This window comes from Sphingomonas aerophila (assembly GCF_014199305.1).
Taxonomy (GTDB): domain Bacteria; phylum Pseudomonadota; class Alphaproteobacteria; order Sphingomonadales; family Sphingomonadaceae; genus Sphingomonas; species Sphingomonas aerophila.
In genome coordinates, this window is record NZ_JACIJK010000005.1 from 288,995 (window position 1) to 310,088 (window position 21,094).

General features: G+C 66.7%; 18 protein-coding genes. 10 read left to right on the plus strand and 8 right to left on the minus strand.

What is annotated here, in order from left to right; all coding sequences use genetic code 11:
* The 4 genes from FHS94_RS09775 to FHS94_RS09790 all read right to left on the minus strand — a co-directional run bounded on the left by FHS94_RS09775 (nt 1) and on the right by FHS94_RS09790 (nt 7,337).
* Nucleotides 1–2,598, minus strand: a complete 2,598-nt coding sequence (locus tag FHS94_RS09775; protein ID WP_184057213.1) for a TonB-dependent receptor — start codon at nt 2,596–2,598, stop codon at nt 1–3.
* 230 nt (nt 2,599–2,828) lie between these two features.
* Nucleotides 2,829–5,465 carry a glycoside hydrolase family 3 C-terminal domain-containing protein gene (locus tag FHS94_RS09780; protein WP_246348490.1) on the minus strand — a complete coding sequence of 879 codons (2,637 nt, stop codon included), beginning with the start codon at nt 5,463–5,465 and terminating at the stop codon, nt 2,829–2,831.
* Between the two features lie 164 nt (nt 5,466–5,629).
* The gene (locus tag FHS94_RS09785; protein WP_184057215.1) at nt 5,630–6,049 is read right to left on the minus strand and encodes a PilZ domain-containing protein; all 420 of its coding nucleotides are present in this window, start codon (nt 6,047–6,049) and stop codon (nt 5,630–5,632) included.
* 97 nt (nt 6,050–6,146) lie between these two features.
* Nucleotides 6,147–7,337 (minus strand): Gfo/Idh/MocA family protein, encoded by a 1,191-nt coding sequence (locus FHS94_RS09790; protein WP_184057217.1) that lies wholly within the window; start codon nt 7,335–7,337, stop codon nt 6,147–6,149.
* 163 nt (nt 7,338–7,500) lie between these two features.
* On the opposite strand from FHS94_RS09790, the gene FHS94_RS09795 reads away from it, so the two are divergent.
* Entirely contained in the window at nt 7,501–8,430 is a 930-nt protein-coding gene (locus FHS94_RS09795) for a VOC family protein (protein ID WP_184057219.1), read from the plus strand.
* Between the two features lie 61 nt (nt 8,431–8,491).
* Here the strand turns inward: FHS94_RS09795 and FHS94_RS19150 are convergent, their stop codons facing one another.
* Nucleotides 8,492–8,653 (minus strand): hypothetical protein, encoded by a 162-nt coding sequence (locus FHS94_RS19150; RefSeq protein ID WP_221234673.1) that lies wholly within the window; start codon nt 8,651–8,653, stop codon nt 8,492–8,494.
* Here FHS94_RS19150 and FHS94_RS19155 point away from each other — a divergent pair.
* A complete protein-coding gene (locus FHS94_RS19155; protein ID WP_221234674.1) occupies nt 8,652–8,906 on the plus strand; it encodes a hypothetical protein in 255 nt (84 codons plus the stop codon). The genes FHS94_RS19150 and FHS94_RS19155 overlap by 2 nt on opposite strands.
* Nucleotides 8,907–8,932: 26 nt before the next feature.
* Nucleotides 8,933–9,883 (plus strand): alpha/beta hydrolase, encoded by a 951-nt coding sequence (locus FHS94_RS09805; RefSeq protein ID WP_184057222.1) that lies wholly within the window; start codon nt 8,933–8,935, stop codon nt 9,881–9,883.
* A gap of 19 nt (nt 9,884–9,902) precedes the next feature.
* On the opposite strand, the gene FHS94_RS09810 is transcribed toward FHS94_RS09805, so the two are convergent.
* The gene (locus FHS94_RS09810; protein ID WP_246348492.1) at nt 9,903–12,224 is read right to left on the minus strand and encodes a DUF3772 domain-containing protein; all 2,322 of its coding nucleotides are present in this window, start codon (nt 12,222–12,224) and stop codon (nt 9,903–9,905) included.
* Nucleotides 12,225–12,411: 187 nt separating this feature from the next.
* Here FHS94_RS09810 and FHS94_RS09815 point away from each other — a divergent pair, with 187 nt between their 5' ends.
* Together FHS94_RS09815 and FHS94_RS09820 are read left to right on the plus strand one after the other, a co-directional pair.
* A complete protein-coding gene (locus FHS94_RS09815) occupies nt 12,412–12,633 on the plus strand; it encodes a hypothetical protein (RefSeq protein WP_221234675.1) in 222 nt (73 codons plus the stop codon).
* 10 nt (nt 12,634–12,643) lie between these two features.
* A complete protein-coding gene (locus FHS94_RS09820; RefSeq protein ID WP_184057225.1) occupies nt 12,644–13,123 on the plus strand; it encodes a DUF2243 domain-containing protein in 480 nt (159 codons plus the stop codon).
* Nucleotides 13,124–13,142: 19 nt separating this feature from the next.
* On the opposite strand, the gene FHS94_RS09825 is transcribed toward FHS94_RS09820, so the two are convergent.
* Entirely contained in the window at nt 13,143–13,835 is a 693-nt protein-coding gene (locus FHS94_RS09825) for an HAD-IA family hydrolase (protein WP_184057228.1), read from the minus strand.
* Nucleotides 13,836–14,125: 290 nt separating this feature from the next.
* On the opposite strand from FHS94_RS09825, the gene FHS94_RS09830 reads away from it, so the two are divergent.
* The 4 genes from FHS94_RS09830 to FHS94_RS09845 all read left to right on the plus strand — a co-directional run bounded on the left by FHS94_RS09830 (nt 14,126) and on the right by FHS94_RS09845 (nt 19,104).
* Nucleotides 14,126–16,354 carry a cellulase family glycosylhydrolase gene (locus tag FHS94_RS09830; protein ID WP_184057229.1) on the plus strand — a complete coding sequence of 743 codons (2,229 nt, stop codon included), beginning with the start codon at nt 14,126–14,128 and terminating at the stop codon, nt 16,352–16,354.
* The gene (locus FHS94_RS09835) at nt 16,324–18,012 is read left to right on the plus strand and encodes a malectin domain-containing carbohydrate-binding protein (protein WP_221234676.1); all 1,689 of its coding nucleotides are present in this window, start codon (nt 16,324–16,326) and stop codon (nt 18,010–18,012) included. The genes FHS94_RS09830 and FHS94_RS09835 overlap by 31 nt, the downstream gene beginning before the upstream one ends.
* Nucleotides 17,955–18,338, plus strand: a complete 384-nt coding sequence (locus tag FHS94_RS09840; protein WP_425506177.1) for a calcium-binding protein — start codon at nt 17,955–17,957, stop codon at nt 18,336–18,338. Before FHS94_RS09835 ends, FHS94_RS09840 begins: the two co-directional genes overlap by 58 nt.
* Before the next feature lie 115 nt (nt 18,339–18,453).
* Nucleotides 18,454–19,104: an NAD(P)-dependent oxidoreductase gene (locus tag FHS94_RS09845; RefSeq protein WP_246348493.1), complete on the plus strand. Its 651-nt coding sequence runs from the start codon at nt 18,454–18,456 to the stop codon at nt 19,102–19,104.
* A 36-nt stretch (nt 19,105–19,140) separates the two neighbouring features.
* Here the strand turns inward: FHS94_RS09845 and FHS94_RS09850 are convergent, their stop codons facing one another.
* Nucleotides 19,141–20,031 (minus strand): LysR family transcriptional regulator, encoded by an 891-nt coding sequence (locus FHS94_RS09850; RefSeq protein ID WP_184057235.1) that lies wholly within the window; start codon nt 20,029–20,031, stop codon nt 19,141–19,143.
* Between the two features lie 104 nt (nt 20,032–20,135).
* Between FHS94_RS09850 and FHS94_RS09855 the strand changes: the two genes are divergently transcribed.
* The gene (locus FHS94_RS09855; RefSeq protein WP_184057237.1) at nt 20,136–20,999 is read left to right on the plus strand and encodes an SDR family oxidoreductase; all 864 of its coding nucleotides are present in this window, start codon (nt 20,136–20,138) and stop codon (nt 20,997–20,999) included.
* The last annotated feature ends 95 nt before the right edge of the window (nt 21,000–21,094 follow it).

Here is a 21,094-nt window from a genome sequence, read left to right on the forward strand (position 1 = left end):
TCAGTAGGCCGCCGACAGGGTCAGGAACCACTGGCGCGGCGCGATGGGATAGGCCGAATAGCTGTTGGTGGCTGATCCGATCGAAACGGTGGACCAGCCCTTCTTGTCCGTCAGGTTGGTGACGTTCAGCGCGATCTCCGCCTTGCGCAGGGGTGCGATGAAGTCGTCGGGCATTCGCGCCGCGACCCGCAGCGACGCCTGGAAGAAGGACGGCACGGTGGCGTCGTTGCTGAACGTCGCATAGCGGCGGCCGACATAGTCGCCGATCACCTGCACCTCGAACGGCGCCACCGACAGGGTCGCGACCGTCTTGTTCAGCCATTTGGGCACACCGGGCAGTTCCTTGCCACAGGTCGGCACGACACCCCCGGTGACTAGGTAGCCGCCGATACAGGAGTCGGTCGCCGCGCCGATGCCCGATGCCGCGGACGTGTAATCGCTCTGGTATTTGGACAGGTTGTACGACGCCGCATTGTACAGCGTCAGCGCCCGGCCAAGCCGCAAGGTGAACGCCGCATCGACCCCGTTCGTCTTCACGTCGCCAACATTGACCAGGATCGATGTACCGCCCGTGATCCCGCTGCCGGCGATACCGCCCGGGTTGGTCGAGATGGCGAGCAGGCGGTCGCTGAAGTCGACATGGTAATAATTGACCTGCGCGCTGAGGCCAAAGCCGTTGTCAAAGGTGCGGTTGGTGCGAAGGCCGGCTTCATAGGTCCAGCTGCTTTCCGGCCTGCCATCGTCGCGGAACGCGTCAAAGGCTGCCTGGCTGCCGGTGAACCATGGGCCGCCACCGCCGGCCAGGTACGCCTGATACTGGCGCAGGTTTTTCTGGACATTGAAGTAAAGCTGCTCGTGGCCGTTGAAGTCATAGGTCGCACCGGCAGCCGGCAGGAACCAGCGCTTGGTATCTATGCGCCCCTGCGGCAGTCCGCCCGACAGGCCCGACAGCGACCCCGCGCGCGGCTGAACCGGATAACGGCCATTCGCCCATTGCGCGCTTGTCTTGAAACCCGCCTGGACGACCAGCTTGTCGGTCGCCTGCCAGCTATCCTGGATGTGCAGCTGCAATTGCTCGATCGTCGCGTCGCCCTGATATTGGGTGAAGAGCGGCTGCGCGGCATCGAGCGGGCGGATATAGGGCGTGCTGGAGGCCGGGTTGGTGACGTCCACGCCGTACCAGCGTCGCCACTGGGTCGTGCTGTTATGCTCGAACCAGCCGCCCAGCTCCACCTTGTGCGCGCCGAGATCCAGGTTGAGCGCGGAGATCACGCCCCAGCGATCGATCCGGTATTCGGTGGTGCGGGTGATCAGCCCCGATCCGCCCGTTGCCGCCACCAGCGCCGCGCCTGAGGCCGCAGCCTGTGCCGCCGTCAGCGCCGTGCAGGCGGCCGGCCTGACACCATTCGCGTTCCCGCCGAACCGGCAGTTGGCGGGAAGGCTGGCATAGGCCGGGTCGAGGTAAGGCTGGGCGGTGGTGATCGACTGACCCAGCGGCCCCGCGACAACGCCCGCACCGTCATTATGGTGGTAGTAGCCGGTGGTCGACAGGTTCGCCCAGCTCGCCAGGTGCGCGTCATAGCGAGCATAGGCGAGGTAATCGGTCCGCTGCGCGTCCGAATAATAGTTGCGATAGTTGCTGCCCTCCGCGGCGGGCGAGTTGCCCTGCGCGGAAAGGTAGTTGTTCCGATAGCCCGCGAAGTCCGGGTAGAAGAACGGCTTGGTATAGGGCGTGTAGAGTTGGACCGGGGTCGCCGTGCCGCCGGTGGACGGCTTGAAGAAGACGGTGGCGTCCTCGTTCGGCTGGGCGAAGTCGTTATAGTCGAAATACACGGTCAGCTTGCCGATGCTGTCGTCATGCACGAACTTCGCATTGGCCTGCCAGCCGCCCTGGATGCCGCGGAAGTCCCAGGCGCGCGCATGCTGGCGGGCGCCGGAGATGTAGGCCGAATTGTTGCCGCCGAAACTGCCCGTGTCGACCCGGACGAAGCTGCGCGAGGTGTCGTAGCTGCCAAAGGTCTGCGACGCCTGGATGCCCGGCCTGTCGAGCGGATTGGACGAGAAGGTCTCGATCGTGCCGCCCAGATTACTGTTCGACGCGGTCGCAAGGTCGCCCGCGCCGGCCGACACCACCACGCGCGCCACATTCTCGGAAATCACCGCACGCTGCGGGGACAGGCCGTTGTAGTTGCCATAGCTCTGGTCGCCCAGCGGCAGGCCGTCCATGGTATAGCCAAGCTGGTTAGCGGCGAAACCGTGGATGAAAAGCTGGGCGTTCTGTTCGTTGTAACCCCAGGGATCGGCAGTGATGTAAAGCACGCCGGGCAGTGTCTCGATCGCGCGCAGCGGGCTGACGCCGGGCAGGATCTTCTGCATCTCGGCTCCCGGCAGCGCGACGGAAGTGCGGGTTTCCCGGCCGGTGACGACCACCGTCGGCGCGGCCGCATCGGCGTCACCGCCCGCCGCTTCCACATCCTGCGCGACAACAGCTGCGCCCGTTTCCTGCGCCTGGGCAGCGGCCATGTCCTGTGCCTCGGCGGCAGCGGGCAAAGCCAGCGACATGGCCAAGGCGAACAGCGAAACCGACGATCGAACCATTATTGCCCCCATCATTCTGCCGCGATGCGTGCGGCAGTGTCGGGGGCCGACTAGGGCGGCCACGCGAGAGTTTCGTGACCGCTCCGTTGCAGATGAATGACAACGGGCCGATGAAAAGGTTTCAGGACGGTGTCGGGTTAACGCCTCACAGCCTGCCCGTCCTCAGCCGCCCTTCACATGGGATGGGCGGCCCTTGCTCGCTGTCGCCAGCACGGGCCGCCCCGTTCCCGTCAGCGGGGCAGCACTGCCTGCCCGGTAACCTGCAGCTTCGCCTCGCGTCCGGGAGCTGTGGTGCCGGGCTGTCCACCCCCGACCCACAGGCGATAGCTGCCGGCCTTGACCCGCATGACCCCGTCCGCGTCCGCCAGCGCCAGGTCGCGCGGGTCGAGCTTGAACGTCACCGTCTTTGCCTCGCCCGGTTGCAGGTGAACGCGCGAATACCCCTTCAGCGAACGGATCGGCGCGCCGTCCCGGCCCGATGCGGAGATATATAGCTGTGCGACCTCATCACCGGCGACACGGCCGGTGTTCGTCACCGTGGCCGTGACACTGGTGCCCTGGCCCGCCGCCACGCTGGGCGTCGCCGGCTGCACCGCGCCATAAGCGAAGCTGGTGTAGCTCAGCCCATGACCGAACGGATATTCCGCCTTGCCGGTGAAGTAGCGATAGGTGCGGTTGTTCATCGAATAATCGGTGAACGCCGGCAGCTGGTCGGTGGAGGCGTAAAAGGTCACCGGCAGGCGGCCACTCGGGTTGACCTTGCCCGCCAGCACTTCCGCGATCGCCTGGCCGCCCGCTTCACCGGGGTACCATGCCTCCAGCACCGCGCGCGCGGAGCGGCCGGCCTGGCCCAGCGCCACGGCCGAACCGCTTTGCAGCACGATCACCAGCGGCTTGCCCGTCGCCGCCAGGTCGTCCAGCAGCTTCAGCTGTGACGCGGGCAGCGCGATGCTGGTCCGGTCACCGCCGTCGAAGCCGGGGATCTGAAGCGGCATTTCTTCACCTTCCAGCCAGGCGTTGAGCCCGACAAACGCGACCACCACGTCTGCGCCGCGGGCCTGGCGCACCGCTTCTGCGCGCAGGGCGTCGGCCGGCGGGCGCCAGGAGAAGGTCACGTCGCCCGCGCCACTCGCGTTGTTGGCGAGTTCCAGGGTGAACGCACGCGGGCGGGTGTCGGTGAAGCGGACCTGCAACGGCGCCGGCTTCTCGCCGCTCTTGCAGTTGATGGCGACGCGCTGTTCGGGCGCGCCCTCGATCCGGATCAGGTAGCTGCCGCCGCCATTGCCGATGTCGCACCCGCGCCGGGTTTCCAGCTCGAACTGGTAGTCGCCGGGCGCGGGCACGGCCAGCTGGCCCGTCCAGCGCACGCCGAACCCGCCGCGACCGACACCGGGTGCCGGCGCGATCTGCGCCCAGTTGACGTCGATCTCCTTGGCCCGGGCCGTTGTTGCCGGCGCGCCGGTCAGGGTGGTGTTGTTGAAATACTGAACGGTGAGCCCGCCCGGGAAGGCGGTCCGCGGCACCGCGACCGGCAGTTCCGCCGTCAGCTGAGCACCCTGGGCGTAGCTGACGCGGTTGGCGCCGAACACCTGCTCCATCCCGTCGAGCGGCAGCACATGGCCGATCGGCGTGCCGTTGTAATTGCCTTCCAGCCCGATCAGCGAAGTCGCGGTCGGCCCCACCACCGCGATCTTCTGCGCCTGCTTCACAAGCGGCAGGGCGCCGTCATTCTTCAGCAGCACGATCGACTCACGCGCCGCGCGCAGGGCCAGCGCGCGGTGTTCGGCCGAATGGTTCTGGTCGATGCCGATGCTGGAAAAGGGCACCTGGGCCGCGGGATCGAACATGCCGAGCCGCATGCGGGCGGTGAACAAGCGCACCAGCGCCTGGTCCATGTCGGCTTCGCGCAGGTATCCGGCCTTCACCGCCTTGGGCAGGTCGAGCATTTCGTCCTTGAAGTCGCACCCGGTGTCGGTCCCCGCCTTCACCGCCAGCGCCGCGCCTTGCGGGTTGGTGGGCGTGTTCTTGTGGCCGGTCGTGATGTCGTCGATCGCGCCGCAATCGGATGTGACGAAGCCCTTGAAACCCCAATCCCCGCGCAGCGTCTTTTGCAACAGGTCCGAGTTGGCGCAGGCCGCCTTGGTGTCGACGGCATTATAGGCGCACATCACCGACTCCGCGCGCCCGTCGATCACCGTGCGACGAAACGCCGGCAGATAGGTTTCCGCCAGGTCGCGCGGCGTCGGATCGACGTTGAAGCCGTGGCGCAACCGCTCGGGCCCGCTATGCACCGCGAAGTGCTTGGGCGTTGCGACCGCCTTGTAATAGCGCGGGTCGTCGCCCTGCACGCCGAGCACGAACTGCGTGCCCAGCGTCCCCGTCAGATACGGGTCCTCGCCCAGCGTTTCCTGCCCCCGTCCCCAGCGCGGGTCGCGGAAGATGTTGATGTTCGGGCTCCAGAAGGTGAGCCCGTAATATCGGGCATAGTTCTTCTCGGCCTGCGCCTGGTTGTACTTGGCGCGCCCTTCCGTCGCGACGGTCTGCCCTTCGGCGAACAGGAGGTCGCGGTCCCAGGTGGCGGCCATGCCGATCGCCTGCGGAAAGATGGTCGCCTCGCCTGCGCGGGCGACGCCGTGCAGGGCCTCGTTCCAGTAGTCATAGGGCGGGATCGCCAGGCGCGGGATCGCCGGCGCGGCGTTTTGCATCTGCGCTGCCTTTTCGTCCAGCGTCATGCGGCGCACCAGATCGGCGGCGCGCACGTCGGGCTTCGCGGCCGGGTCACGATACACCTGTGCGGTGCCGCCATGGGGCAGGCCTAGCAGCACGGCGCCTGCCGTCATCAAACCGATGCGTCGCTTACGGATCATCAAGCATCCTCTTCCGGAACTGGTCGGCCTTTACTGGCCGTCGAATATCGCAGCGCCGCGATATACCACCTCCGCCGCGCCTGCCACTACCGGGTCAGGCAAGATGCGACACGGTAACGCTTCGTCACACGAGGTGGGATATCGGGCGGAACGGCGACATGGGGTCAGCGCCGGTAGGGGTTGCGCATGTCCCCGGCCCAGCCCGCCTTCAGCGGCGCCGCGGCGGACGGGCGCAGGGTCCGCTGCTTCTGGTCGGCCTTTGGCGTGATAACGGCGCGCGCGCGGGCAGCATCGGGATCGATGGAGGTCGCGAACTTCAGGCCGGCCCAGCCATCGGCCAGCCACACCACGGTGGCGCCGACCGCCTCCAGTGCCCCCACGGTCACCAGGATGGTTGCGCCGTGGCGAAGCAGGTGAGCCTGGTCGATCCGCATGCCGCCGGTCGACAGGTCGCGGACGCGATGCGTGGTCACCGCCGCTGCGCCGAACTGCTCCACGGTCGCCTTCAGCAGCACGCTTGCCCGCGGGACGCGCTCGGCGCGCTCACGGGTGGGCTCTGCGTCGGGAGGAGTTTCGTCGGACATAGGCGGGTGCACAATCGGTAGGGTTGCACCGCCCTAGGTCGGCCCGGTTAACAGGGCGTGGCCGCCTGTCGCCGCGCACCAGAAAAGAAGGTGCGCGTCACGCGACCGGCACGGCCACGGCGGGGTCGTGAGCACGCTTGTACTGCCAGTCCACGGTAACCGTGCGCCCGCCTTCCCTTGTTGATTGCAGGATCGCGGCCATCAGACGCATGTCCTGAAGCCCTTCTTCACCCGGCGAAACCAATGGCACGCGCCCGCGCACCACATCGCCCATCCAGTCCATCTCGCGCGCGAACTGGTCCACCTCGGCGATCTTTACCTCCCCCTCGTCTGGGCTGCTGAAGATCTCCAGGTGGTTGCCGTTGTAATAAGCCCCAGGATCGCCGCGCAGCCGCGCCTTGTCGCAGAAAACGTCCCACCGCATCGTGCCGCCGACAGAGAAGCTGGTCGAGCCATTCGCGATCGCGCCCGACGGAAAGCGGAATTGCCAGGCGACCAGGTCGGGCACCGTCTTGAAGCGCGGATCGCTGCGATCGGTGTGCTCCCATGCCCGCACCTCGACCGGCTCTTCGTTCAGCAGGTATCGTGCGCCGTTGATGCCATAGATACCCATGTCCGCGAGCGCCCCGCCGCCCGACTTCACCATGTCCAGCCGCCAGGCATCCGACGGGTCGTTCAGGTCCGACCCTCGCAGCATGTCCGTCACGACCAGCCGGGGCTTGCCATAACGGCCAGAGCGGATGCGGCGCATCGCTTCCAGGTTCTTGGGCTCGTAATGGCAGCGATAGGCGATCATGAGCTGCCGGTTCGCCGCCTTGCCCGCCGCGATCATCGCCTCCGCGTCGGCCACCGTGGTCGCCATCGGCTTTTCGCACAGCACGTGCTTGCCCGTCTTGAAGGCACGGATCGTGTATTCCTTGTGCAGGAAATTGGGCAGCACGATGTACACGATGCCGACCCGCGGATCGCGCGCGATGCGGTCGAAATCCTCATAGGAATAGATCGCGTCGGCGGGCAGGTTGTTCTCGGCAGCGACACGGCGCGCCTTGTCCGGATGGCCGCTGACCAGCGCGGCAAGCTTCACGCCCGTCGTCTTGCGCAGCGCCGGGATGATCTGTTCCAGCGACAACTTGCCCAGGCCCACGACGGCGACGCCGATGCGCTCGCCTTCGGGCAGCTTGGCCGCGGGCTGCTGAACCGCGGGCTGGGCCGACGCCACGTTGGTGATCAGGGCCGCGGACGTTCCCGCCAGGCCTAGTTCGATCAGGTCACGACGGGACAGGCTCATTGGCATTTCCTTCATGGGCCAGCGTGTCGGCCGTGCGCCTGCTTCTAACGTTGCAACAGGCGCTTGTCAGTTGATCTCGCCACGCGGCGGGTGACAGGGTCGGGCGCGCTGTCTACGCTGCGCCTTGAGCCGCAGGGATAGCGGCGTTCTGAAGGAGAAGCCGATGTCGCGCTGGAAGATCGCCCTTGCTGCCACTGCCTTTGCTCTGGTGGGCGCGAAGGCGCCACCCGCGGTTCCGGCTGCGCGCCCCGCGATCACGGGCATTTCGCACCTCGCCGTGTATGCGCGCGACCTTGCAAAGACGGATCATTTCTACACGCACGTGCTTGGCGCGAAAAAGGGTGTTGATCCGGAGAACGCGGCCGGCGCCCGCTATTATTTCAGCGCGCAACAGTTCGTGGAGGTCCTGCCCGCCCCCGCGGGCCAAGGACCCAGCATGATGGCGCACGTCGCCTATCTGACGGCGGATGCCCCGGGCCTGCGCGCATGGCTGGCAAAGGGGGGCATGGCCGGGCTTGGCCCCGTTCAGCGCGGCGCGGACGGCGAGCAATGGTTCGCCCTTCGCGATCCAGAGGGCAACGCCGTGCAATTCGTGCAAGCCGCGACAAAGGACACGGCCGCGGTGCCCGGCGCGATCAGCGGGCGCATCATTCATGTCGGATACGCCGTGCATGACCGGGCGAAGCAGGACAGCTTCTATCGGCGCCTGCTCGGCTTTCGCCCCTATTGGTACGGCGCGTTTCAGCCCGACAAGGTCGACTGGATCTCACAGCAAGCGCCGGACGGGCGCGACTGGCTGGAATATATGATGGTCGGGCCAGGCTCCGACGTTCCGCTCGAAAAGGTCGATGCCAATCAGCTTGGCGTGCTCAATCACCTGTCGCTGGGCGTTCCCAACATGCAGGCGGCGGTCACCACGCTCTACCGGGAGGATCGGCTGAGCCCGCGCCATGACGGCCCGCAGATGGGCCTCGATGGCAAGTGGCAGGCGAACTTCTATGATCCGGACGGCACCCGGGTCGAGCTGATGGAGTTCCAGCCGGTGATGAAGCCATGCTGTTCGCCGTTCACTGCGGATAGTCCCACCAACTGACGCGCCACACAGAAAGGGCAGGGTTCGCACCCTGCCCTGCCCTTGGTTTAGCGGCAGACCGTCACGCGGTCGTGATGCCGGTATTCGACCCAGCAACGCTGGTGGCCACGGCCACGACCCCGGTCCCATCCCACGTGCCGGCCACGATCATGGCCATAGCGGCGATCGTCTCCGCGATGGTTCCGGTCGTAACCACGCCCATTGTCGCGATAATCACGGTCATGGTTGCTGTAATTGTCGCGCCCATAACGCTGGGCATCGGCAGTCGCGGTAACACCCAGGCTGGCAACGACCAGGCCAGCGGCAGCAAACAAGCGAGCGATCTTCATGTCGACTCCTTTCACCCGGGAAGCGGGCATGACGCTTATTTAGGCGGTGCTGTTATCACGCAGCCTGAACCGACCTGTTATCGCCGGTACATGTTTGACGACGACTTTGTCGCGGTCAGCAGTGTGCCGCCGGGATTGTTGTGGTAGGTCGTCGCTGACAAGGGAGAGCGGACATGCGGGCGTTGGGCTGGGCGGCGGCGTTGCTGGTGGGATCGTCGGGCATGGCGGCGACCAAGCCGATGTTGCAGGTCGCGCCGCCCGCGCCGGCCCCCGCGTTACAGGGGCGGCTTGAGGGCCCGTTTGAACTTCATTCCCGCTTCTATCCCGGCACGGTGCGGCGATACTGGGTGTACGTGCCCCGGAACTATGATCCGAAGCGGCCGCCAAACCTGCTGTTGTTCCAGGACGGGCAACGCGCCGTTGCTGCACAAGGATCGCTGAAGGTGCCGGCGGTGCTCGACAGCCTGATCGCGCAGGGCGCCATTCCGGCCACGCTCGGCGTGTTTGTGACGCCGGGCAACCTGTCCGCCCGCTACCCGGACGACCTCGGGATGGAGAATCCCAATCACCGTCCGCAGGAGTATGACGCGCTGTCGGACGACTATGCCCGCATGACGCTGGACGAATTGCTGCCCGCGGTAGCGCAACGGTGGCGGTTCGCGGCGGATCCCAGGCGGCGGGCGATCGGGGGCACATCCAGTGGCGCGATTGCTTCGTGGACGGTGGCGTGGCGGCACCCGGACGCGTTCGGGAACGTCATCAGCTTTATCGGCAGCTATACCTCGATCGGCCTGAAGCTCGGGCCGGACGGCGCGCCGGTCGCCTATGGCGGGGACACCTATCCCGGCCTGATCCGCAAAAGCCCGATCCGCCCCATCCGCGTCTTCCTTCAGGACGGAACCCATGATCTCGACAACGAACATGGCAACTGGTTCCTGGCCAACCAGCAGATGCTGAAAAGCCTGGAATGGGCCAACAGCCATGCCGACGCGGAAAAGGTCGCCGGTCCGCGCTATGACGTGAAACATGCCTGGACTGAAGGCACCCATTCGGACGCCGATGGCGGCGCGATCCTGCCCGATGTCCTGCGCTGGATCTGGCGCGATCAACCTGCGCGCAACTGACGCGCCGTTCAGCCGCTCGTCAGCCCTGCCCGGCAGGGGCTGGCGCGGCCTCCGGCGCCCCGAACTCGATCCGCTGCGGGACGGTGCCGACGTCCACCTTCTCCGCCCGAAACCGGCGCAACAGGTCGGCCAGCACGTTGCTGCGCGCGCCATAGGCGGCGCGGGGCGTCTCCACGTGGCCAAAGCAGTTGAACAACACGCGTCCGTTCGCCAGCCCGTCGATGAACACCGCGGGCGCGGGCTGATCCAGGATAGCCGGCTCTGCCGCGAAGCACTCCGCCACGATGGCGAGCACCCGGTCCACGTCCACCCCGATCAGGGTGGAAAACTCGATCTGGATGCGCCCCAGCGGGTTCGCCAGCGTCTTGTTGAGCACCGTCTTGGTAATCAATTCAGAATTGGGGACGATCAGCGTTGAATGATCGGCCAGCTCGATCTCGGTCGACCGCACGCTGATCCGTTTGATGTCGCCCTCGTCCGTGCCGACGCGGACCCAGTCGCCGATCTTCACCGGCCGCTCGGCGAGCAGGATCAGGCCCGATACGAAGTTTTGTGTGATCGCCTGCAAGCCGAAACCGATGCCAACCGACAGGGCCGACAGCAGCAGCGCGATCCGCTCGACGCCGATCCCCAGCGACGCCAGCGCCCAGATCACGGCCAGCGCGATCCCGACATAGCGGGCGATCAGGCCGACGGAGTTACGGCCCGACCCGTCGAGATCGGTCGCGGGCAGGAATCGCCGCTCCAGCCAGCCCATGAAGCCGCGCACCAGTGCAAGGCCCAGGCCCAGCACGATCATCCCCCGCACGATAGCGGCGGGAGAGATGGTCACGCCACCGACGTCGACGCCCTGGGCCAGCACGCCCAGCCGGCCGAACACCGTACCCACGCCATTGCCCGCGCCAAAGGGCGACAACACCATGCCCAGCGCCGCCGTCCCGATCAGGACCCGCAGCACCGCGGACAACAGCACGCCGAACTGGTCCACGGTGCTGCCCCGCAGGCCCAGCCCACCGGTCAGGGCGCGGCCAACCGCGCTGTCACGCGTGAACAGGGTCGTGGCGAGGTCATCCACCGCCGCCATCGCAAGGTACGCGCCCGACCCGAGCACCACGGCCCAGGTGAGCAGTTGAACCAGGAACAGGCCGAACCCTACAAATCCGACCAGCACTGACAGCACCGCGATCGCCACGACCAGCCAGGCGAGCAGCGCCAGCGCGCCCAGCCCGGCCCGTCGGGTTTCGCCGTCCACGCCCTCCCCTTGCGCCGCACGGATGCGGCCCAGGGCAAACAGGGTAGCGCCGATCAACAGCGCGTGGAGCATCGCCTCGGCGGCCTGCGTCGCAATCCGCGCCGCGCCACTGGCCCCAACCGCGCGGTTGAACGCATCGATCATGATCGTCGCGAAGGCGAGCCCGGCGAGCAGCAGCGAAAAGGGGCGAAGCCGCTCCGCCGTCGGGTCGGCGATCGGCGCGACACGCCAGGACGGCTGCCGCCGCATCAGCAGCGCGCCCCCGATCGCCGCGATCATGCCGCTGAACGTAATGGCGATCACCAGCCCATCGAGCAGCCCGCTCCAGCTCGGCGCGAGCAAGCCCGACCAGCGCAGTCCCTGCGCAAAAACCAGGCCGGCCAGAAGCGGGGACAGCGTGCCCGTGATGATCCGCCACAGCGAATAACCCGACCGCCGGACGCGATGGCCCGGCGCGCCTTCCACCAGCCAGCGCTGCCCAAAGCGCTGGGCGGCCGACCGGCCGGGGAACAGGAACATCAGCGCAAGCAGCAGTCCCACCAGCGCCTGCCAGGGAACCCCGCCCCGCCATTGCGCCGCGACCTGCCGGGATCCCGTGGACGCGAATTGGGCGATGTGGCGGGTATCGCGGGGCACGGACACCAGCACCGCCCGCCAGAATGCCGGCGACAGCGGCGACGGCACGCGGGTCGACAGCCTCTGCCCGAACTGCTCCACCTGACTTTGCTCGATCTCGTCAACCAGCTGGGCAGCGGTGATCCCCAGCAGGCGGCCCCTCTTCACGGCCGAATCGAGTGCGCTGTGCTGGCGGGCCAGGCTTGTGCGCTGGTTGCGGATGTCGGCCGCTTCGGCGTCGGCTGCGGCGCCAAGCTGGCCGGCGCGCGCGTCCACCAGCGTCAGTTGCTCCTGAAGCTGGCGGGTCACGTCATCGGCCGTCGCCTTCGCCGCCAGGGCCCGGCTCCTGAGCAACTGGCGCTCCTCCGCATCGACGCGCGCGTCCAGCGCGCGATCCACGGTCGTCAGGTCAGCCTCGGCCTGCCCCAGTTGGCGCGACAGCGTGGCGACGGGCGTTGCCTGCGCCGCGGCCATCGTCGACCAACCGAGCATCAAGCAGACCAAAGCTGCCCACCACCACCGAACGTGCCGCATCGCCACCATGGACCGCCCGGTAGCCAATCTGGGCTCCTGTAGGAAAGTGTTGGATATCGAACGACACAGATGCCGCGCCGTCATCCCGGCCGGCTTGCCCCGACGAACGGAACCGGCCGGCGGACGTGTGGGTACGGACATCATGAAGATCGCCGCTCCCCTGATCCCCCTTGCGCTGGTCTTTCCGGCAGCGCCGGCCTGGGCGTGCACGCTTTGCCACAGCCGGACCGCGGAAGAGGTTCGGGCCGCGATCTTCGGGGCCGACTTCCTGGGCAACGTCGCGGCGCTGGCCCTACCCGTGCCCGTGCTGGTCGCCGCCGTTCTCGCGGCCCGCAAATATCTACTGTGAGGCGAGACTCATGTCACAACCAGCAAAGACCACCGGGCCACTCACCACCGCGGGCATGGCGATTGGGATCGGCATGGGTGGGTTCGTGGACGGGATCGTTTTTCACCAGATCCTCCAGATCCACAACATGCTGTCAGCCCGCATCGCGACCGACACGCTGGTGGGCGCCAAGGTCAACATGGTGTGGGACGGGATCTTCCACGCCGCGGTCTGGATGGCGACCGCCATCGGCATCACCCTGCTATGGAAGGCGATCAAGCGGCCGGACGTGTTGCTGTCCGGCACGGCGCTGTTCGGATCGATCCTGTTCGGCTTTGGTCTGTTCAACCTGGTCGAGGGTCTGATCGACCATCATGTCCTGAACATCCACCACGTCTATGAACGGCTGGGCCAGTCGGTCTGGGACTATGTCTTCCTCGCCTCGGGCGTCGCCCTGATGCTGACGGGCTGGCTCATGATCCGGGACGTCCGGTCTCGGTCCGCAGCCTGAGTCGGCGCGAACGACGGGGCTAACCGTCGGTCGGAGCTGAGCCGGTAATGGTGAGCCCGGCGGCGTCGGCCGAAATCGCCAGCCCGCGATAGTCGACGATCGCCGGATGACCGGTGCCGATCGGATGGCTGTGGGTGACCGTGATCGCCAGGCCGGCGGCCCCGGCGGCATCTGCTGCCGTCAGCCCGGCGACAGTGTCCTCGAACACCAGGCACTCCGTCGGATCGACGCCCAGCTTCTTCGCGCCGAGCAGGAAGCAGGCGGGATCGGGCTTGCCGCGCTCCACGTCCTCCGACGTGACCAATATCCGCGGCAGCGCGATGCCGGCCCGGGCAAGCCGCGCTTCGGCCAGCGGGCGCGATGCGGATGTCACGATGGCCCAGCGATCTGCCGGCAGGCCGGCCAGGAACGCCTTTGCGCCCGCAATGGCGCTGACGCCTTCCGTGTCGTCGATCTCCGTGCTTGTGATCCAGGCGGCTTCCTTTTCCGGATCGTCGACGCCCAGCCGCTTCATCGTTTCCACCGTGCGCACGCCATGCATGATGGAGATGACATAGGCCGGGTCGAACCCATGCATCTGCGACCAGCGGGTCCAGGCGCGATTGGCGGACTCGATGCTGGTGATCAGCGTGCCGTCCATGTCGAACAGGAAAGCAGCGAAGCTTCGCCCCGCATAGGGCGGGGTGGCGGGCGCGGATGTGGAAAGCGTCATGGGAACCGGCGTCAGTAGAGCCATGGCCGCCAAGTGCAATCACCCGGCCCTGCCGTCGTGACGGGACTGCCCCGGCGCCGCCAAGTCCCCGGGTAATTGTCCGGACTGATCGCGCCTGCTCCGGATGATAATCAGGGTCGGGGTTTACCCGCCACATACAGGCGGTCTCTCCGACGAGGTTTGCAGATGATCTGGCGGCCGGCGGTGACTAGCCGTGAGCGCCCTGTCGATGATGGGAGTGTCATGCGTCCTGCGGCCGAGCTCAATCCAGCAATCAAGGGCCGTTCCCGATGATCGGCGTCAACCTGGCCGGCGCCGAATTCGCCACCAACGCCGTGTACCCCACAACCGCGGAGATCGACTACTTCGCATCAAAGGGAATGGGGGTCATCCGCCTCCCCTTCAAATGGGAACGGCTGCAACCCACCCAGAACGGCCCCTTGGATCAGGCGGAGCTGGCCCAGATCAAGGCGGTAGTCGATTACGCCGGCAGCAAGGGCATCAACGTCGTTCTCGACGTCCACAATTTCGGTTCTGGCTACGGCAACGTCATCGGCAGCGCCGCCACCCCCGATACGGCCTTTGCCGACCTGTGGGGAAAGCTCGCGACCACTTTCAGGGACAGTTCGCAGGTCCTGTTCGGGCTGATGAACGAGCCCAATTCCCAGTCATCGAGCCAATGGGTCCTTTCCGCCAACGCTGCCATCGCCGCGATCCGCGATGCCGGCGCCGAACAGCGCATCCTTGTGCCAGGGGCCTATCATACGGGCGCGCATGACTGGATTTCGTCCGACAACGATACCGTGGTCGGCGCGGGCGTGGTGGATCCGCTCAACAATTACAGCTTCGAGGTGCACCAGTATCTCGACGCCAATAATTCCGGGACGAGCCGCACCGTCGCGTCGGAGGACGTCGGGGTGAGACGGCTCGCCGCCGTCACCCAATGGGCGATCGACACCGGCCACACCCTGTTCCTGGGCGAGTTCGGCGTGTCCAACGATCCCACCGCGGTCGTCGCGCTCGATCGCATGCTGCAGTTCATGGAGCAGAACGCCGCCGTGTGGGTCGGCGCGACCTATTGGGCGGCGGGGCCGAGCTGGGGCGATTACATGTACTCGGTAGAGCCGGACAACCTGGCGAACCCGGTCGACAAGGTTCAGTTGGACGTTCTCGAGAAATACGACCTCGACCCCAGCACGCCCGTTCCGGACATCAGCCCGCCCCCACCACTGCCCGACGGGATCGCGATGACGCGCGCGATCGATGCCCCGTCCGTGATCAACGAGGGGGAGGCGATGCAGCTGACCTTCTCGGTCAGGAATGCGGTCGCCGGCCAGACCTTCGACTTCTGGCAGCAAAGCGCCATCGACGCGGAGGATTTCGAGCACAGCCTGGCGGCGGACTTCGCGGCCGCCCTGCCGGCAGGCGCGACCTATACGGAGATCACGCCGCTGCGCGGCACGATTACCCTGGCGCCGGGCACGTACAGCTTCACCCTGAGCCGCCAGACCCGGATCGACGGCGTGGTCGAGTTGATCGACAAGGCGTCCTGGGCCGAGGGCAACCAGGAAAACACCGACATCCGGATCGGCAGCTTCACGGGCGGCCTGAAACTCGTCAGCGAGTCCGCAATCACTAACTGGGTGACCGATCGCCCGTATGCCGATCCAAGCCCACCCTCGCCGATGCCGGGGTCGGTATCCGGAACGGCTGCGGCGGACGTACTGAACGGTACGGCAGCAGCAGACTCCCTGTACGGCCTCGCCGGCAACGACACCCTGAATGGCCTTGGCGGCAACGATCGCCTCGTCGGTGGCGGCGGCAATGACCGGCTGGACGGCGGCGCCGGCGCGGACGAAATGTGGGGGGAGGCGGGCAACGACACCTATTCCGTCGATGACCCGGGCGACCAGGTGTATGAAGGGTTCGGCGGCGGCACCGACACGGTTCAAAGCACGATCAGCTATCACCTGGGCGACAATGTCGAGAACCTGCTGTTGCGGACGGGCGCGGGCATCGATGGCACCGGGAATGCGCTGAGGAACCGGATCGAAGGCAATTCAGGCAACAACAGGCTGGTCGGCAATGCCGGCGACGACACGCTTCTCGGCGGTGGTGGCAACGACATCCTGATCGGCGGGATCGGGCAGGATGTGCTGACTGGCGGCGCCGGGTCCGACCTGTTCGTGTTCGACGTGCCCCACGATACCGCGGCCGATCAGGTCACCGACTTCGCGCCCGGCATCGACCGTGTCGGGATCGACTCGCTCGCGTTCGGCCTTGGCATCGGTTTCGGCATGGCAGGCGGCGGGTCGCTGGATCCCGACTGGTTCGCGGCCGGAGGCAGCGCTACCGCAGGGCATGGCCAATTCGTCTTCGATGCACCCAGCGCGACCCTGTTCTGGGATGCGGACGGGTTGGGCCCTGACCGGCCAACTGCGCTGGCCGTGTTCAAGCCCGGCGTGGTCCTAAACTCGCCGATTTCGCCGTGTTGGGTGAGGGCGTCTCGCGCGACGTGACGGGGCCGACCGCGGTGGCGGCTGTCACCGACCTGACGAGCCCGGTCGCGGCCCATCAGGTAGAGGTCACCTATGTCGACACGGGAACGGGCATCGACCTCGCGTTGATCGGCGTCGAGGACCTGCTGGTTTCGGGGCCGACCAATGTGGCCGTCGAAGCGGTGTCGCTCGTGACCAACTTCGACGGATCGGTCACGGCCACCTATCGGCTCGGATCGACCGATGGGTTCAATGACGCGGACAATGGAACCTACACCATCGCCCTGGCCGCCGATGCCGTGACCGATCACGCCGGCAATGGCGTGGGCGGGGCGCCGTCGCTTGCGAGCTTCGCCGTCAACATCGCCCCGCCCTGGTCCGCGGGCGGGATCGTCGCGGCGATAAATGCGGGCGGAGGCAGCTATGTTTCCGGCGCGACGACCTACGCCCCGGACACGGCATCCAGCCCGATCGCCTCCCTTATCGGCCCCGCCAAGATCACCAGCTTCACCAGCCAGATCGCGGGAACGGACGACGACTCCCTTTACCAGACCTACCGATACGGGAAGAGCTTTGGTTACGACATCGCCGGGCTCGCGGCCGGGGATTATCTGGTCGAATTGAGCTTCGCGGAGTCATACTGGACCGCGCCCGGCAAGCGTGTCTTCGACATTTTGGCCGAGGGACAGGAGATCGTGTCCGACCTCGACATCTATTCGGCCAGCGGCGGCAAGAACGTAGCACTCGACCTGTCCAGAGTGGTCACCGTGACCGACGGCACGCTGAACCTGCGTTTTGACGCGAGTGGAGCAGACGACAGGGACAATGCGCTGATCGGCTCGTTCGTCATCCGCAAGGTGTCGGGAGCGGCGGATTCCGCGCCTCCCCAGGCAAGCGCGCAGGTCGCGGACGTGACGGTGGCCGCCACCACGGCAGATGTGATCGTCACCTATACCGATCCGGGATCGGGACTGGCGCTAGGCACGATCGGAACCGACGACCTGCTGGTCACCCGTCCCGGCAATATTTCCGTCGAGAGCGTGTCGGTGCAGGTGCTGGGGAACGGCACGGTGGCGGCCACCTACAGGCTGGTCTCGCCAGGTGGCTTCACGGCGGCCGACAATGGCCAGCACCTGATCACCCTGGTCCCCGGAAGCGCCAGGGACCAGGCGGGCAACACAGTGGATCATGCCGTCGACCTCGGCAGCTTTGCCGTGTCGATCGAGGCGAGCCAGATCAACGAGATCAGCGGCACCAGCGACGCGGACGCGCTGAACGGAACCGCTGCTGCTGACCATATCGTCGGCCTTGGCGGAAACGATGTCCTGAACGGCCTTGGCGGCGACGACATACTCGATGGTGGTGCGGGGAACGACAAGCTGAACGGCAATGCCGGTGCCGACCTGATGCGTGGCGGCGCTGGCAACGACACCTATTTCGTCGACAATGCCGGCGATGTGCTGGTCGAGGAGGCTGGCGGCGGCACCGACACGGTCAACAGCGACATCTCGTTCCAACTGGGGCCGAGATCGAGAACCTGGTCCTGCGAACCGGGGCCAGCCTCAACGGAACGGGCAACGCGTCGGACAACCGACTGGAGGGCAACTCCGGCGCCAACATCCTGTCCGGCCTGGGCGGCAACGACGTTCTGTTCGGCAAGGGCGGCAGCGACATTTTGACGGGCGGCGGGGGGAGCGACCAGTTCGTCTTCGACACGGTGCCCGGGGCCGGGAACGTGGACACGCTTACCGACTTCGAGAGCGGCACCGACAGGATCGTCCTTGAAAACGCCGTTTTTCAGGCGCTGGGCGCCAATGGTGCCCTGTCGGCAACGATGTTCGAGATCGGAGCAGTCGCGACTCGACCCGATACGCACGTCCTCTTTGACCCGACCACCGGCGTGATCAGCTACGATGCGGACGGTAGTGGCGCAGTCGCTGCGGTGGCGTTCGCCCTCTTGCCGTTCGGCGTGACGGTGAACGCGTCCGATTTCCTGATTATCTGACTTCGCCCCCAGCGGAGCGTCTGTTCCGCTTACGAGACGCTCTGTCCAAACTGCGCGGCTTATCGCCCATCGCCGGATCGCTACCTTGCCTTCAGTCGAACAGATGGAGGCGGTCATGGCGAACTCATCACCCGTAGCACGAAAGATCCTGGTCCTCGGTGCAAGCGGCGGGACAGGCCGGCTGATCGTTGCCGACGCTCTTTCGCGCGGCCATCAGGTCACCGCCCTTGTCCGCTCGCCGGACAAGGTGGACCTGAAGGGAGCCCGGATCGTGACCGGCGACGCCCGCGACGAGGCGTCGTTGCGTCAGGCGCTTGCAGGCCAGAACGCCGTGGTGAGCGCGCTCGGCACACCGGCGAGCCCGTTTCGTGAGGTGACCACCCTCTCGACCGCGACACGGGCGCTGATCGCCGCGATGAAGGCCGAAAGCGTGTCGCGGCTGGTGGCCATCACCGGCATCGGCGCCGGGAACAGTGCGGGGCACGGCGGCTTCCTGTTCGACCGGCTGGTCTTTCCTCTGCTGCTGGCCCGCGTCTACGCCGACAAGAACCGGCAGGAGGCGCTGGTCCGCAACAGCGGGCTCGACTGGGTGCTCGTTCGTCCCGCCGTTCTCAACAACAAGCGTGGCCGCCGCTCGGTTCGCGCGATCGAGGACCTGTCCGGATTTCATGGCGGCACGATCGCGCGGGAGGATGTCGCGCGCTTCGTGGTCGATCAAGTCGCGGACGACACATGGGTCCATCGCGCGCCGTTGATCGCGTGGTGAACGGCGCCGCGATCGGAGGCGCTTCAGGCGGACGGCTCACCTGCCGATAAAGGCGGCGAGTTCGTCCGGCGTCCCGTTGGGAAAGGCGCGTTTCAGGTGATCGAGAAACGCCGACACGCGCGCGCTGAGCAGTCGCCGCGTGGGGTAAAGCGTCCACAGTGCGATCTCCGGCGCGTCCACCTCGCCCCACTCCACCAGCGTTCCATCGGCCAGATCGTGACTGACCAGGGAAATTGGCAGTCGCGCCGCGCCCACCCCCGTCCGCACCGCGTCGCGAACCATGATAAGCGATGACAGGGTGAGCACCGGCTCGATCCCGATACGCTCCTGACCGGCCGGCGCCTTCACCAGCCACGGCCCGCGCTCCCCGCCCGCCCGCACCACGGCAGGCGCGGCGACGCCGTTTTCAGGCCTCACCAGCCTCGGCCCCGCGACCACCACCAACCGATCCCGCAGAAAGGCGCGGCCGACCAGGCTCTCGTCCGGATCGGGGTTGACGCGGATGACGAGATCGAAGCCGTCCTCGACCATGTCCACCGCACGGTCTTCCGTGGTCACGTCGAGCCACACCTCCGGGTAGCGGAGGGCGAAATCGGCGGCAAGCCTGCCCATCGCGGTCTGGCAGAACAGCAGCGGCGCGCTGATCCGCAGCCGCCCTCGCGGTCGCTCACCGCCCGAGGCGATGGCGGCAGCGGTTTCCTCCAGATCCGTGAGAAGCTGCCCGGCGCGCTCGAACAACGCGCGCCCTTCCTCCGTCAGCTTCAGGTCACGCCGCCCCCGGTCGAACAGCCGCAGGCCCAGGCTGGCCTCCAGCTCAGCCACACGGCGGGACAGCGTCGCCTTGGGCCGGCCGGCGGCGCGCGATGCTTTTCCAAAGCCGCCATGGCGAGCGACGAGGTTGAAGTCGGCAAGCGCAAGAAGGTCCATACGTTCCACCCGTGAGACGGTGCGTCCAGATATACAGACTGTTGCCGCGAACGTGGGTCACCAATTTCCAGGATGCCAACCAGCTCAACCAAAGGAGTGCCCCCATGACCATTCTCGTAACCGGCGCCACCGGTACCATCGGCCGCAACGTCGTCGACCAACTGCTGCGCCGGAGTGCGGATGTGCGCGCGCTTGTCCGCAATACAGCAAACGCCAATCTGCCGGCGGGTGTCGAGATCGCGCCGGGCGACCTGCTCGACGTGGACTCGGTTCGCGCCGCGATGTCGGGCGCGTCTACCTTGTTCCTGCTCAACGGCGTCGTCGCGGACGAATTCACCCAGGCGCTGATCGCCCTCAATCTGGCGCGGGAAGCGGGTATCGAGCGGGTGGTCTACCTGTCGGTGATCCACAGCGACATCTACGTCAACGTGCCGCACTTCGCCGGCAAGTTCGCCGTCGAGCGCATGATCGAGGCGATGGGCATCAACGCCACCGTCCTGCGCCCCGCCTATTTCATGGACAACGAGATCACGATCCGCGACGTGGTGACCGGCCATGGCATCTATCCGATGCCGATCGGCAACAAGGGCCTGGCGATGGTCGACGCCCGCGACGTCGGCGAGGTTGCCGCGATCGAACTGGTCCGCCGCGAGCAGTCGCCCACGCCCCTGCCGCTGACCCGCGTCAACCTGGTCGGCCCGGACACGCTGACGGGCGCCGACGCTGCCGCGATCTGGTCCGACGTGCTCGGGCGCACCATCGTCTTTCCCGGGGACGACACGGGCGCTTTCGAGCAGAATCTGCGCCAGTTCATGCCAAGTTGGTCTGCCTATGACATGCGCCTGATGGCCGAACGCTTCGGGACCGATGGCATGATCCCCGACGGCGGCGATACCGAGCGCCTGGTCGAGCTGCTGGGCCGACCGCTGCGTACCTATCGCGATCATGTGACGCAGATCGCGGGCTGATCACCGGCGGCCCTGGCGAGCGCAAAGGAGGGTGCCCCTCCCGTCAAAAGCATGCCATCACGCCCTCGGGCTCGAAAAGCGGCCAGAGGGGTGGA